Annotated in this window: 13 protein-coding genes; all 13 read right to left on the bottom strand. The window is 68.5% G+C overall.

Annotated elements, in window-relative coordinates:
- Nucleotides 1-36: 36 nt before the first annotated feature.
- A complete protein-coding gene (locus tag AUL34_RS12140; protein ID WP_061934141.1) occupies nucleotides 37-1551 on the bottom strand; it encodes a Do family serine endopeptidase in 1515 nt (504 codons plus the stop codon).
- 128 nt (nucleotides 1552-1679) lie between these two features.
- Nucleotides 1680-2171 carry a cytochrome c-type biogenesis protein gene (locus AUL34_RS12135; protein WP_061934140.1) on the bottom strand — a complete coding sequence of 164 codons (492 nt, stop codon included), beginning with the start codon at nucleotides 2169-2171 and terminating at the stop codon, nucleotides 1680-1682.
- A gap of 1 nt (nucleotide 2172) precedes the next feature.
- Nucleotides 2173-4146 (bottom strand): heme lyase CcmF/NrfE family subunit, encoded by a 1974-nt coding sequence (locus AUL34_RS12130; protein WP_061934138.1) that lies wholly within the window; start codon nucleotides 4144-4146, stop codon nucleotides 2173-2175.
- Nucleotides 4143-4622 (bottom strand): cytochrome c maturation protein CcmE, encoded by a 480-nt coding sequence (gene ccmE, locus AUL34_RS12125; protein ID WP_061934136.1) that lies wholly within the window; start codon nucleotides 4620-4622, stop codon nucleotides 4143-4145. The genes AUL34_RS12130 and ccmE overlap by 4 nt, the downstream gene beginning before the upstream one ends.
- On the bottom strand, nucleotides 4619-5767 hold the full coding sequence (gene ccmI, locus AUL34_RS12120; protein WP_061934134.1) for a c-type cytochrome biogenesis protein CcmI: 1149 nt from the start codon (nucleotides 5765-5767) through the stop codon (nucleotides 4619-4621). Before ccmI ends, ccmE begins: the two co-directional genes overlap by 4 nt.
- 188 nt (nucleotides 5768-5955) lie before the next feature.
- On the bottom strand, nucleotides 5956-6354 hold the full coding sequence (locus AUL34_RS12115) for a hypothetical protein (protein WP_061934132.1): 399 nt from the start codon (nucleotides 6352-6354) through the stop codon (nucleotides 5956-5958).
- 50 nt (nucleotides 6355-6404) lie between these two features.
- On the bottom strand, nucleotides 6405-7745 hold the full coding sequence (locus AUL34_RS12110) for an ATP-binding protein (RefSeq protein WP_061934256.1): 1341 nt from the start codon (nucleotides 7743-7745) through the stop codon (nucleotides 6405-6407).
- Between the two features lie 98 nt (nucleotides 7746-7843).
- The gene (locus tag AUL34_RS12105) at nucleotides 7844-8506 is read right to left on the bottom strand and encodes a response regulator transcription factor (protein WP_061934129.1); all 663 of its coding nucleotides are present in this window, start codon (nucleotides 8504-8506) and stop codon (nucleotides 7844-7846) included.
- Between the two features lie 42 nt (nucleotides 8507-8548).
- Nucleotides 8549-8869, bottom strand: a complete 321-nt coding sequence (locus tag AUL34_RS12100) for a hypothetical protein (protein WP_061934127.1) — start codon at nucleotides 8867-8869, stop codon at nucleotides 8549-8551.
- A gap of 88 nt (nucleotides 8870-8957) precedes the next feature.
- The gene (locus AUL34_RS12095) at nucleotides 8958-9164 is read right to left on the bottom strand and encodes a hypothetical protein (protein WP_061934125.1); all 207 of its coding nucleotides are present in this window, start codon (nucleotides 9162-9164) and stop codon (nucleotides 8958-8960) included.
- A 24-nt stretch (nucleotides 9165-9188) separates the two neighbouring features.
- Nucleotides 9189-13070, bottom strand: coding sequence for a glycoside hydrolase/phage tail family protein (locus tag AUL34_RS12090; protein ID WP_061934123.1), 3882 nt, complete (start codon nucleotides 13068-13070; stop codon nucleotides 9189-9191).
- Between the two features lie 3 nt (nucleotides 13071-13073).
- Nucleotides 13074-13517 carry an NlpC/P60 family protein gene (locus AUL34_RS12085; protein ID WP_061934121.1) on the bottom strand — a complete coding sequence of 148 codons (444 nt, stop codon included), beginning with the start codon at nucleotides 13515-13517 and terminating at the stop codon, nucleotides 13074-13076.
- On the bottom strand, nucleotides 13514-13715 hold a 202-nt coding region (locus AUL34_RS12080; protein WP_192845742.1), incomplete at its 5' end, for a phage BR0599 family protein. The genes AUL34_RS12085 and AUL34_RS12080, both read right to left, overlap by 4 nt.

The following is a 13715-nucleotide window of genomic DNA, read 5'->3' as shown; positions in this document are numbered from 1 at the left end:
GACGCCGCCCCCGGATTTCCGGCGAGTGGATCGCGATCAGCTTCCGCTGATCGGCAGGGCCACGAAGCGGTTCTGATCGCCGCTGCGAAGCTGGAACAGCGCCGCCTTCCGGCCCGAGGTCGCGGCCTTCTTGATCGCGTCCTCGACCTCGCGCTGCGACTTCACCGAGCTGCCGTTCACCGCCACGATCGTGTCGCCCGCCGAGACGCCGCGGTTGGCGGCCTCGGAGTCGGGGTCGACCTCGGTGATGACGACGCCGTCACCCTGGTCCGACGGAGTGAGCGTCAGGCCGTAGCCGCGCAGCGAGGACGGATTGACCGGCACGTTGCTGTTGCCGCTGGTGTTCGACGCTTCGTCGAGGCTGGACAGGTTGCCGAGCTCGACCTTGATGTCGCGCGCCTCGCCGTTGCGCCAGATCTTGACGTCGATGGTCGCACCGGGACGATATTCGGCGACCTTGCGAGCCAATTCGCGCGGACCCTTGACCGTTTGCCCGTTCACCGCCGTGATCACGTCACCGGTCTGGATGCCCGCCTTCACCGCCGGGGTGTCGGTATCGGGCAGCGTGACGATGGCGCCCTCTTCCGCGTTCAGCCCCAGCGCCTCGGCGATATCTTGCGTCACCGGCGCGATCTGCACGCCGAGCCAGCCGCGCTGGACGTTGCCGTTCTCGCGCAGGGACTGCACGACACTCTTGGCCGTCGAAGCCGGAATGGCGAAGGCGATGCCGACATTGCCGCCCGATGGCGAGAAGATCGCAGTGTTGACGCCGATCACCTGACCTTCGAGGTTGAAGGCGGGGCCGCCCGAGTTTCCGCGGTTCACCGCCGCGTCGATCTGGATGAAGTCGTCGTAGGGGCCGGCGCCGATATCGCGGCCGCGCGCCGAGACGATGCCCGCCGTCACCGAGCCGCCGAGACCGAACGGATTGCCGACAGCCACCACCCACTCGCCGACCCGGACCTTGGAGTCGTCCGCGAAATCGACATAGGTGAACTTGCGCTGACCACCGTCCACCTTCAGCAGCGCGAGGTCGGTGCGCGAGTCGGTGCCGATCAGTTCCGCCTTCAGCTCCGTGCCGTCGTCCAGAACGACCGTGTAGTCGCTGCCGCCCTCGACCACGTGATTGTTGGTCACAAGGTAGCCGTCGTCCGAGATGAAGAAGCCGGACCCCTGCGCCATGCCCTGGCGCGGGCTGCGGCGCGGCGCCTGACGGCCATCGGGCGAACCCGGCATGCCGGGATTGCCGAACTCGAAGAAGCGCCGGAGCGGGTGATTTTCCGGCAGGTTGTCGAAGGGCGACTCGGCATTGCCGTCGTCGCTCGCCGGCCGCACCTGCTCCTTCACGCGCACGGAGACGACCGCGGGGGAGACCTTTTCAACCACGTCGGCGAAGCCCGGGTTCTCACCCGTCGGCTGAACCGCCACTGCCTGGGCGAAGCTCGGCACCACGTTGGAAACGACGCCGCCCGCGAGGACGACGCCTGCGACGCCCGCCGCCAAGACCGCGGTGGAAAGGCGACGTGTTGTCTTGTTGAAGTTCGTGTTCATGCGAAGGACCCTCGTTGAATTCCCGATCCGCCGACGGGAGCCATTTGGCCCGTCCGATGGTGGGAAAGTAGGGGTCGCAACGTTACGGCAAGTTTTCGCGAGGATGAAAGCTTCGTAAGGTCGGGCAGTTAGCGCCCATCGCCCCGGCCGGGTCCGTCGTCCAGGATCTGCGCCAGTTGCGCCTCTTCCGCCGCCGAAAGGTCGCCTGCGGGAGGAAACTGAACGGCCGGTCGACCCGACCGCCGCAGCACGACGATGCCGATACCCAGAAGCAGGATCGGCGCGCCCCACAGAAGTGCCGTATCCCAGCGCACGCGGGGACGCAGCAGCACGAAGTCGCCGTAGCGCGATACCAAATAGTCGATGACGTCCTCGTCGCTATCGCCGGCCGTGATGCGCTCGCGTACCAGGAGCCGGAGGTCGCGCGCCAGAGGCGCGTCGGAATCGTCGATCGACTGGTTCTGGCACACCATGCAGCGAAGCCCCGCCGACAGGTCGCGGGCCCGCTGCTCGAGCGACGCGTTCGGCAGGACCTCGTCCGGCTGCACCGCCAGCGCCGGAAAGGCCCAGCCCATGAGGCACACCAAGGCGATCGCTCGCGTTCGTGATCGACGCACCATATCAGGCCACCCTGGCGGCGCGACGCCTTGCCGGCGCTCCGACCCGAAGACGACGGTCGCTGAGGGAGACCGCGCCCCCGATCGCCATCGCGACGGCGCCGAGCCAGATGAGCGTCACCAGCGGCTTCCACCAGATGCGAACCACGATCGACCCGTCGTTGGCCGTCGCATCTCCCAGAGAAACATAGATCTGGCTGAACACCAGCGTGTGGATGCCCGCTTCGGTCGTCGGCATCTGGCGTGCCGGATAGAAGCGCTTGGCGCTGTCGATGACCCCCGTTTCGTTGCCGCCATCAAGCAGCGTGAAACGACCGACGTCCTCACGATAGTTCGGTCCCTGCCGGAACGTCTGCCCGTCGTAACGCAAATCGAACCCGCCGACCGCCACCGTCTGCCCCGGCTGCATCGTGGTGACGGTCTCGGTATCGAAGGTGCTGACGCACACGACGCCGAGCAGCGTCACGCCGACCCCGAAATGGGCGAGAGCCGTGCCGAAGGCCGATCGGGGTAGCCCCACCAGTCGGGCGAAGGCGATGCGCAATCCGGCTTTCGGCAGGCCTGCCCGTCCCGCCAGATCCACGAGCGCGCCGACCATCACCCAGACCGCAAGGCCGATGCCGAGGGACGCCAGGATCTTGGTTCCCTCGTTCACCGCGAGCACCACGATCGTCACGAACAGGGCGGCGCCCACCGCTGCGTAGAGCCGCTGGGCTGCACCCAGGAGGTCCCCCCGCTTCCATGCGAGCAGGGGACCGAACGGCACCGCAAACAGAAGCGGCACCATCAGCGGCCCGAAGGTCAGGTCGAAGAAGGGCGCGCCGACCGAAATCTTCGTGCCGGTGAACACTTCCAGAAACAAGGGGTACAGCGTTCCCACGAGCACCGTGGCCGTTGCCGTGGTGAGGAACAGGTTGTTGAAGACCAGCGCGCCTTCGCGAGAGATCGGCGCAAAGAGCCCACCGCTCTCCAGCTCGCTCGCCCGGAAGGCGAAGAGCGCCAGCGAGCCGCCGATGAAGATGCACAGGATCGCCAGGATGAAGACGCCGCGTTCCGGATCGACAGCGAAGGCGTGAACCGAGGTCAGGACCCCCGAGCGAACCAGGAAGGTTCCGAGCAGCGAAAGCGAGAAGGTCAAGATGGCCAGCAGCACCGTCCAGACCTTCAACGCGGAACGCTTCTCCATTACGGCGGCCGAATGAAGGAGCGCCGTGCCCGAGAGCCACGGCATGAAGGAGGCGTTCTCCACCGGGTCCCAGAACCACCAGCCGCCCCAGCCGAGTTCGTAGTAGGCCCAGTACGAGCCCATCGCGATCCCTCCGGTGAGGAACAGCCACGCGAGCAGCGTCCAGGGGCGCACCCAGCGCGCCCAGGCAGCATCGATCTGCCCCTCGATCAGGGCGGCCACCGCGAACGAGAAGGCGATCGAGAAGCCGACATAGCCGAGATAGAGGAGCGGCGGATGGATCGCGAGGCCGATGTCCTGAAGGATCGGATTGAGATCGTTGCCCTCGAACGGCGCCGGGATCACGCGCGTGAACGGGTTCGAGGTCAGGAGGATGAACAGCAGGAAGGCGGTCAGAATCCAGCCCTGGACCGAGAGCACCGTCGCCTTCAGGCTCGGCGGAAGGTCGCGGCCGAACAGAGCCACCAGCGCTCCGAACAGCGATAGGATCAGCACCCACAGGAGCATCGACCCCTCGTGGTTCCCCCAGACGCCCGTGATCTTGTAGATCATCGGCTTGGCGGAGTGGGAATTCTCCACGACATTGAGCACGGAGAAGTCCGAGGTCGCGTAGGCTGCCGTCAACGCCCCGAACGCCAGGGCAAGCAGCGCGAGTCCTGTCACGGACGTCGCCGACCCGGCTTCCATCAGCCGCGCGTCGCCGGTGCGCGCGCCCAGGAGCGGAAGCACGGATTGAACGAGCGCCGTGCCAAGCGCCAGCACCAGCGCGAAATGCCCGAGTTCGACGATCACAAGCCGGCTCCCGCAGGCTGTGTTTCCGTGGCCGAGACGATGGCGCCGTCCTTCCAGAGGCCGCGCGCCTTGAGGTCGTCGACGACTTCCTTCGGCATGTAGGTCTCGTCGTGCTTGGCCAGAACCGTGTCCGCGACGAACACCCGGTCATTGCCCAGATGCCCCTCCGCCACCACCCCCTGCCCCTCGCGGAACAGATCGGGCAGCAGGCCGGCATAGGTGACCGGCACGCTTTCCACCGTGTCCGTCACGCGGAACGAGACCCGCTGCGCGCCGTCGCGGTGCACGGTACCCGCCTCGACGATCCCGCCCAGGCGGATGCGCTGCTCGTCGCTAGGGGCGCGGGCAGCCAGGTCGGTCGGGGAATTGAAGAAGGCGACACTGTCCGACAGCGCCGTCAGCACGAGCCCCGCGGCCGTCGCGACGACGGCCAGGATGCCGAACAGGCTGGCAAGGCGCTTCTGCTTACGCGTCATGGTGTTGCGGTATCCGGCTGCAGTCCGAGCTCTCGTGCGAAGCTCATGATATCCATAAGCTCCGGTGAGGCTTCCGGGAATACGGCCCGCACCTGCCGCAATGCCGCAAGCGCCTCGTCAGGCTGCTTTAGAACGAGGTAGGAGCGCAGGAGCCGCTTCCACCCCTCCGCATCCTTCGGCTGAACGCGTAGCCGCTCCGCAAGGCCCGAGACCATTCCCTGAACCATCGCCAGCCGATCCGTGTCGGACAGGGTTTCGGCGTTCCTGATGTCGTCCGCCGTCGGTCCGGGAGCCTGCGGCGTGGATGCGACGCCCGCACCGGAGCGCGCATCGGCGAGGGCCGCTTCCGCCACCGGACGCCACGGACCATCCGGCGGGCCCGTCCGCAGGAGTTCGCTCCAGGCCTCGGCCGCCTCCGGAGCCCGTCCCTGCTGCGAGAGCGAGAGAGCCAGGAAGAACCGCGCGGGCACCCATTGCGCGTCGAGCGACAGGGCGCGACGAAATTCGGTTTCCGCTTCCGGCGTGACCTTTCCGTCCGCCGCTTGGACGAGAGCTTCGCCGAGCCCCGAAACCGTTTGCGCTGTGGGAGGCGAAAGACGCAGCACGTTGCGAAACGCCGTCACGGCCTTCTCGCCCTGCCCCAGTCGGAGATAGACGGGAGCGACGACGTTCCAGCCCGCGGCGTCGTCGGGCTGGGCGGCAAGACGCCGCTCGATTTCGGCGACCGCGGCGTCGACGTCCAACGTGTCGCCGGCTGCTTCCCGGGAGGCCAGCGGCTGATCCGGTGCGTCCGGCGATCCCCACCGGTCGTAGAAGAGAAACGTTCCGATCGGCAGCAACAGCGCCACGGCCAGCCCTGCCACGACGGCGGATCGCGCCTGCGGGCGGGCGTCGGGTGCCGCCTCGGCGGCCTCGCGCGCGCGGAGCAAGCGCCGTCCGATCTCCGCGCGAGAGGCTGTCGCCTCCTCCGATCCGATGCTGCCCCTCGCCTCGTCCTCGCGCAACTCGTTCAGCTGGGCGCGGTAGACCTCTTCGTCATAGGTCTCGCGGGCGACTGCGGTTCGCGCCGGGCGCACCAGGAGCGGCAGGACGATCACGAGCGTCGCGGTGGCGGCAAGGACGAAGGCGATGAGCCAGAACAGCATCAAGGATCCCGGGGGACGGCGGCTCGCGCCGCCGATCGAGGCACATGGGGAGAACGGCGAGCGTCGTGCGCCATCGCTCCCCCGCTGGGCGCGAGCAACGCGGAACCGCCCCGTCTCCGGTCTGGAATTGCTCTAACAACCCCGCGCCGGAAAGCCCATTCAAATCGGCATCAGGACCGTCGACGAGGTCAGGCGACGGGGGTCCACAGGTCGGCGCCGGTGCGGCACGCGCTTCCGACCTGCCGAACTTTCGAGGAGCCGCGCGTGATCACATGCGTGTAGCCGCGACAGTCCTGCGAGCCGATGCGATAGAGCTGCGTCGGCGTGATCTCGCCCTTGAAACCGTCCGACTCCCAGGGCACGGCTTGCCCGACGCTTCCGAATTGCAGCGCCTGATACTGCGCCAGCAAGGCGCGCTGCTCGGCGGTTGGGCTGAGCTTCACGCTGTTCGTCGGGGTGATGCTGCCGCGCAGCGCTGCGGCCCGGTCGGACAGCGGCTCCGGCGCGTTGCGCGCGGCGCTGGTCAGGCAACCCGACAGAAAAGGCAGGGCCGCGGCGACGAGGCAGGTGGTCCAGATTTTCGGCATTCGTCCGTCCGCCGCTCGAGCGGCCCATGCGGCCACAACAAGTTGTCGTGTCAGGACATCGGCGCGCCGGGGGCACGAGGCAAGATCACCTCCGCACGCAATCCTCCGATTTCGGAGCGCGCGAGCCGAAAAGATCCGCGGTATTGCAAAACGGTATCAGCGACGATCGACAGTCCGAGCCCGCTGCCGGCACGCTGCTCGTCGAAGCGCCGGCCCCGCTTCAGCGCCTCCGCCATGTCCTCTTCCGACAACCCCGGCCCGTTGTCCTCGACCACGATCCGCAAGCTCTCCGCGCCGCTCGCCTCGAGCGAAAGCGCGACGCGGCCCCGGCCATACTTCGAGGCGTTCTCGAGAAGATTGCCGATTGTCTCCTCGAGGTCCTGCTGCTCGCCGGCGAAGACGATGCCGGCCGCATCCTCCGACCGATGCTGTTCGAACGTGGTGTTGGGGTCGAGCCGTCGCAGAACCTTCAGAAGCCGGTCCAGAACGGGCACGACCGGCGTGCGCACGATGGCGCCGTCGGTGGCGGCTACCCGTGCGCGATCGAGATAATGCTGGACCTGACGGCGCATGATCTCGCTCTGCTCGCCGACGATCCGCCCCTTCTGACCACCGATCGCCGAAGCCTCGTTCAGGAGCACGGCAACCGGCGTCTTCAGCGCATGGGCGAGATTTCCGACTTGCGTGCGCGCCCGCTCCACGATGCGGCGGTTGCTGTCGATCAGCGCGTTCATCTCCAGCGCCAGCGGTCGGATCTCGGCGGGAAGGTTGCCCTTCAAGCGCTCGGCGCGTCCGGCACGCACGTCGGCCAGCGCGCGGCGCACGCCCGCCAGCGGACGCAGGCCGTAGAGGATGGCCAGCGCATTGACGACGATCGAGCCGAGACCGAAGAAGCCGAGATAGAGCGCCATCTTGCGGTCGAAGGCGTCGATGTCGGATTCCACCACGCTGGCATTGCCCATCACGCGGAAGCGTGCGGCGTGGTTGTCCTGGTCCAGGACGACTTCCGCCTCCTCGACGTAGAGCGTCTCGCCGTCGAGCCCCTCCGTTCGATAGTCGCGGCGATACTGCATGTCGAAGGGCGCAAGCTCGGTCGGCTCGTCCGCGATCTTGCGCGGCCCCAGGGAGAACGAGGCCAGCCGCCCTTGCGTGTTGGCACTGGCGGGAAGCACCTCCCAGTACCAGCCGGAAAGCGGCTGCGAATAGCGCAGGTCCCCGAGGTTCGGGACCCCGGACAAGGTCCCCGTCTCGTCCACCGTCACAGAATTGATGAGGTTGTAGAGCTGCGCCCGCACGACGGCTTCGAAGCCCGACTGCGCGGTGCGCTCGTAGAGACCGGAGATCAGACCGGCGACCACAAGAAACGCCGCGACGACCCAGACGCTCGACAAAGAAACCACCCGAAAGGTCAGGCTCTCCGTCAGCCGCGGCCGGTTCGCCTCGGCCGGCGGCCTTTCCTCCGATGCCTCTGCGTCGGCTCCGTTCAAGGTTAGCCGCCGTGCCGCATGCGGTAGCCGAGACCGCGCACCGTCTCGATCATGTCGACGCCGATCTTGCGGCGGAGCCGGCCGACGAAGACCTCGATCGTATTGGAATCCCTGTCGAAGTCCTGATCGTACATGTGCTCGATCAGCTCGGTCCGCGAGACCAGCTCATCCTGGTGATGCATCAGGTAGGACAGGAGGCGAAACTCGTGCGAGGTCAGCTTGAGCGGAGTCCCGTCGAGGCTCGCCTTGGAGGCCTTCGTATCCAGACGCAGCGGCCCGCAGTGGATCTCCGAGGAAGCGTGTCCCGCAGCGCGGCGGATCAGGGCGCGCACCCGCGCCAGCACCTCCTCCATGTGGAAGGGCTTGGCGACGTAGTCGTCCGCGCCGGCATCGATCCCCGCCACCTTGTCGCTCCAGCGGTCGCGCGCGGTCAGGAGCAGCACCGGCATCGCCCGCCCTTCCCGCCGCCAGCGCTCCAGGACGCTGATTCCGTCCATCTTGGGCAGGCCGACGTCGAGGATCACCGCGTCGTAGCTCTCCGTGTCGCCGAGGAAATGTCCGTCCTCGCCGTCGGAAGCCTGGTCCACGACATAGCCCGCCCCGGTCAGAGCCTCCATCAGCTGCCGCCGGAGGTTCGTGTCGTCCTCGACGATCAGGATGCGCATGGCAGTCTCGTCCCGGCTTCTCGTTTTGCCCTGCGCATGCGCTTACTGCTCGATCGTGATCGTCTGACGGCGGGGGCGGTTTCCATCGCTCGCCGGGATCAACACGGTCACGACGCAGACGGTCCGGTCGCCTTGCTGCGACATGCGAACGGACAGGACCTGCCCACCCGTCTGAGCAGCGGCCTGCGCGGCGGCGGACGAGCATCCGCCCCTTTGCGCCAGACGAACTTCCTTGGATGCGTCCGTCGTCGGAATCGCGGCCCTCCCGGTCGGGCGCATCGGCATGGCCGCGGCGGCCGAGCCGATCAGAGCGAAACCGAGAAGCGAGGACGCAGCGATGCGGCGTAGGGCAGGTCGGATCATGTCTCATCCAGGGTCTGTTGTCCGCAACACTAGAGACCGCGTGCTGAATGTCGAATGAACGGGCGCCCGTGGACGGGCGCCCGCCCGCTCACCGGATGCGGGTGCGGGCGTCGAAGCGGCCGAAGATGGCCACCGCCGCACCGATCGCGCCCGCTGCCGCCGTCAGCGCGGTCACGGCCTCGTCGCTCGCCAGCCCGACCACCTCGACCCCGAACAACCCTGTCAGCGAAGCCGCCAGCGCCAGGACGCCGCCCCAGACCGAGCGCGATTCGTACCAGTTCTTGATCTCGTCCATGTCCGTTCCTTTCGTTGAGAGATATCAGCGCCGGGTCAGGCACAGCCGCGCCGCGGCCCCTGCCCCATAGCTCTGGCTGACCTGTGCGACGTGCACGACGAGTTCCCCCGGCAGCCCACCCATCCGGCCGCCGAGGTCATCGGCAGACAATTGCAATCCGGACACCCCGACCGTCTCGGTCCAAGGTCGGTGTTCGCCGCCACTCACGCTAACGCGGTAGGTTTCGCCCTCCTCGTCCAGCGGCACATCCGTTCCCTCCCAGGCCGGATCGACCGATCGCGTCCGCCGGATCCAGGCGAGCGCAAGTCCGCCCGAATCGTAGCGGCCGCGAAGATGGACCGGGGACAACGGCCGCAGGACGCGCCGGCCGAGCGCCGCCGTACGCCTGTCCGCCGCCCCGTCGTCGAGCGCCCGCCCGGCCGGAACCGTCCGCCAGTCGATCGGCACGCCCGCCTCGTCCTCTTCGAGCGGCACTTGCGAGACCGCCTGGTCCAGAAGCACGAAGGGCGCACCCGCCGGCGCTCCCGAGCCGGCTTCCTCCCCGGTCCCCCCGATGCCTCGCTGAAGTCCACGCAAGCGATAGCGCGCGGGACCGATCTCCTCGGCCTCGCGAAACCGCACCACTTCCCATGCGCCATTGCCGGCGCGCACCGCCGCCGTGTTCGCGCCGGCATCGACCAGCGCGGGATCGAGCGAGGCGAGGCTGCCGGTCGCCAGATCCACCACGATCGTGTGCGTGCGATCGAGGATCTCCTCCCGGCCCGGTTCGAGCGGCACCACCAGATGCCCCACCGTCGCGCAGGCTGCGGCAACCGTTCGAACCGCATGCCCCGAGACCGAGGCGGAAGCCGTGACGACATAGGGCATCCACGGCCTCGCCGAGACGGCCACGAGCGCGCCGCCGCCGCCAGCGCCGAGCTTCGGCAGATCGAGAAGCGCGACCAGCGGGCGCGAGGCGAACATTGGGCCTGTCGGTTGGGCGGCAAAGGCAGGCGCGCCGACGGCTTGCGCTCCGCTGCGGTGGCCCACCCGCCGCGCCTCCACCCGGCGGGACGAACCATCCTCGATCCGCTCCACCTGCCAGAGCCCAGGCCGATCCGCGAGCGTCAGGAGGTCGCCCACGCCCACCTCGATCTCGGACGGCGAAAGCGCGAAGCGCGCCGCTTCCCGCTCACTCGTTTCCCGTTCGAGGAGACCCCGCGCCAGTCCCCGCGCCTCGCCCTCCGTCAGCACCACGGGCAGTTCCACTGTTGCCTGGCCCGGCTGCGACCGGCCGGGAAGTGTCGCCTCGGCGGCCGTCGAGCGATAGGCGCGGTCCCCGTCACTGAAGCCGACCACGACCTCGCCCGGCGCTTCGCCGTCCTCGACGCGGCGCACCTCGAACGGCGCCTCGTCCGACGGGTCCACGAGAGCCATGGCCTCTCGACGTTCGCTCCGCCGTGCGACCGAACGGAACCGGAGCACACCCCCGCTCGCGAAAGCCTCGATCCCGGTCAGCCGCATCAGCTCTTCCAGTTCCCCACGCGCCGTTCCCGGACCCGACACGACGAAGCCACCGACGAGCCCGTCGACGGCCGAAACGTCGAAGCGTTCGAACCCGCGGTCGCGCAGGAGGGCCGCGATCAGCGCGTCCATCGAGGCACGTCCGAGGCGCCCGTTCAGCCAGTGGCCGCGCTGCCAGTTGTCGCCATCGCGCCAGAGCGAGGCGCGTTCCGGGAAGGCCGGAAAGGGCCGCACGTCCCAGGTCCAGAGGTGAATGGCGTTCGCCGGCACCATGCGCCCGCCATAGATCGGCGAGACCGGATTGCGCGCCGCGTCGAAGCCTGCGGCCTCGTCGTCCCAATGCCGCTGGTGCGCCTCCAGGAAACGCCGCTGCATGAGATCGTCCCGCGTCCCAGTCGAGAAATGCGGAAACGCACTCTCGGCCGACTTCGGGTCCACGAAGACGTTGGGCTGGTTCGCGCCCTTGTCGATCGCCGGGCAGCCGAGTTCGGTGAACCAGACCGGCTTCGATCGGGGCATCCACGCCGTGGGCGTCAACGCCTCGACCCCGCCCCGCCGTTCGACATGCGGCTCGCACCACCACGACAGGATGTCCTTCGCGCGGAAGACCCACGGCTTGCCCAACCCATCCGTGATGCTGCTGCGCTCGCCAACGCGCCGAGCGCCCTCGCTCGGGTAGAACCAATCGGCGTGCTCGCCGCCCGTGATGGCTCGGACGAGCCCGTCGAGGTCGTAGGGCGAGACCATCCCGTCGCGCGACTCCGTCGCCTCGTCGTCCCGCCAGTCCGAGAGCGGTAGGTAGTTGTCGATGCCGACAGCCCCAACTGCCGGATCGGCCCAGATCGGATCGAGATTGTAGAAGACGTCGCCGCTGCCGTCCTCGGGCTGGTAGCCGAAGTACTCGCTCCAGTCCGCCGCGTAGGTCACGAGCGCATCCGGCAGGATCGCCTTCACGTCCCGCGCCAGCACCATCAGCGCCTCGACGAACGGAAAGCGTCCTGCCTCGTCGCGCAGTCGGGTCAGGCCGCGCATCTCCGAGCCGATCACGAAGGCGTCCACGCCGCCGGCCGATCGGGCGAGGTGAGCCTGCTGCAGGATCATCCGGCGATACGACCATTCCGCGAGTCCCGCGTAACGCACGCCTTGCGCATCGACGGAAAAGTCCGACACCGCAGCCGCCCCGACGAAGCGCCCGATCTCCGCCCGCGCATCCGGTGTCCGGTCGGTGGTTCCGGCACGCGTTTCGGCCACGTCCAGCGTCATCCGCCCGCGCCAGGGAAAAGGTGCCTGAGCTGTTCCGCCATAAGGATCGGCCAGCCCGTTCCCCGGCGGAACGTCCATCAGAAGGAAGGGATAGAAGGTGACCTTTAACCCTTTTGCATGCAGCGCCTGGATCGACCGGCGCACCCCCGCATCCGATGGCGTGCCGCCATAGGCCGGTCCACCCTCGACCTCGCTCACCGCCCTTGCGTTCGCGCGCGCCAGCCCGCCGACGCTCCAGACCTCGGTTTCGTCGCGCGCGTTGGTTTCGACACCGGGGCGGCAGGTCGCACGCCCCGCCCGGAGATCGTCGGCAAACCAGGACACGACCAGCGCCGCCCGCTCGAGCCTCGGACATAGCGCCGTCAGCTCGTCCAGCGAGGCCGCGAAATCGCTGGCTCCATGCAGGACGTTGCGGTTCAGCAGCCGATCCTGTCCCGCTCCGACGCGCTCTCGCACCACGATCGGATCGAGCCCATGCTCCGTCGCGCCAGGAATGATCGTGATCGCCCGGATGCGCTTCTCCAAGTCACCAACCGGGCGAACGACCTCGCAGGATATCTGCGGGATCCGGTTGCCCCAGCGTTCCAGCGGCAGCCGTTCGAACACGAGATAGGCCAGCCCGCGGTAGGCCGGTGCCTGTCCCAAACCCTGCTTCGCCTCGATCAGCGGATCGGGCGCCTGCCTCTCATCGCCGTGGTGGAGGCGCCACTGGATGGCGGCGAGGTCGAGTTCCTCCCCGTCGGCCCAGATGCGGCGCACGCAGGCGATCGGCCCCTCGCAGAGCGCCACCGCGACATTGCCGAAATAGCTGTATGTCGTCGTCGACGTGCCCTGCGGCGCGCCGCCCTTGCCGCCCTGGCGCTCCGTCCGGCTCGCCTCTTCGAAGCGCGTCGTCCAGATCACCTGGCCCGCCACCCTCGCGGTGCCGTAGACGCGGGCAACGCCCGCTCCCTCGTCGGCCTCCATCACACGGCTCGTGCGCAAGCGCCCGCTGTCGCGTCGCGCGCCGCCGGCCATCAGCCGGTTATCGATCGCGTAGCCGCCCAGCGCGCCGATCGCCCGGCCGGCCACGGCTCCGAACGGACCGCCGATCAGCCCGCCAAGCGCCCCGCCAGCCGCCTGCAGAAGAATGGTCGCCATGGCTCAGACCTCGTCGGGAAATCGAAACGCGGCGGCGATCCGTCCAGCCCAGCCGGGCGTCAGCGGCGAAGAAACCACCGCAGCTCTCTCGTAGGCATGGATCAATCTCGGGCCCGCCTCGCCGGGTTCGTCCAAAATGCCGCAGTGGCGTGCGGGGCCGACATCGCGCCAGCGAAACAGCACGAGATCGCCCGGCAGACCGCCGCCCTGCGAGACGGTCAGAAAGTGCCGACGCGCGGCTTCGAGCAAAGGATCGCCGCCTCCCGTCTCCGCCCAATCCGCCGAATAGGGCCCCGGCACCTCCGGCTCTCCGCCATAGAGCTCGCGCCACACGCCGCGCACGAGGCCGAGACAGTCGCAGCCGATCCCCCGGCGATGGCCCTGATGGCGGTATGGCGTGCCGAGAAATGCGCGCGCGGCGTGGAGCGCCCGTACGCGCGCGCTCACGGCACCACCGCCGATCCGTCGTGCAACCCGTCGCTCTTGGCCACCGCCAGCGCCGCGTCCGCTCCCGGGATATGCGGAAACCCCCGGAAGTTCAGGCCGTTCGCGAACCGCTCGCGGCAGGTGGCGAAGCTTCGGTCACACCCCGCCGTCAGCCGCGCCTCGTCGCCCGCCGCCCAACCCGGCGGCAGCGGCTCGAGG

Origin of the sequence: Aureimonas sp. AU22 (genome assembly GCF_001463745.1) — a bacterium.
Lineage (GTDB): Bacteria > Pseudomonadota > Alphaproteobacteria > Rhizobiales > Rhizobiaceae > Aureimonas.
This window is presented reverse-complemented; position numbering and strand designations above follow the sequence as displayed.

Coding starts and splice junctions, on each gene's coding strand:
- AUL34_RS12140 (WP_061934141.1), bottom strand. CDS start 1,551: ATGAACACGAACTTCAACAAGACAACACGTCGCCTTTCCACCGCGGTC.
- AUL34_RS12135 (WP_061934140.1), bottom strand. CDS start 2,171: ATGGTGCGTCGATCACGAACGCGAGCGATCGCCTTGGTGTGCCTCATG.
- ccmE (WP_061934136.1), bottom strand. CDS start 4,622: ATGACGCGTAAGCAGAAGCGCCTTGCCAGCCTGTTCGGCATCCTGGCC.
- ccmI (WP_061934134.1), bottom strand. CDS start 5,767: ATGCTGTTCTGGCTCATCGCCTTCGTCCTTGCCGCCACCGCGACGCTC.
- AUL34_RS12115 (WP_061934132.1), bottom strand. CDS start 6,354: ATGCCGAAAATCTGGACCACCTGCCTCGTCGCCGCGGCCCTGCCTTTT.
- AUL34_RS12105 (WP_061934129.1), bottom strand. CDS start 8,506: ATGCGCATCCTGATCGTCGAGGACGACACGAACCTCCGGCGGCAGCTG.
- AUL34_RS12100 (WP_061934127.1), bottom strand. CDS start 8,869: ATGATCCGACCTGCCCTACGCCGCATCGCTGCGTCCTCGCTTCTCGGT.
- AUL34_RS12095 (WP_061934125.1), bottom strand. CDS start 9,164: ATGGACGAGATCAAGAACTGGTACGAATCGCGCTCGGTCTGGGGCGGC.
- AUL34_RS12090 (WP_061934123.1), bottom strand. CDS start 13,070: ATGGCGACCATTCTTCTGCAGGCGGCTGGCGGGGCGCTTGGCGGGCTG.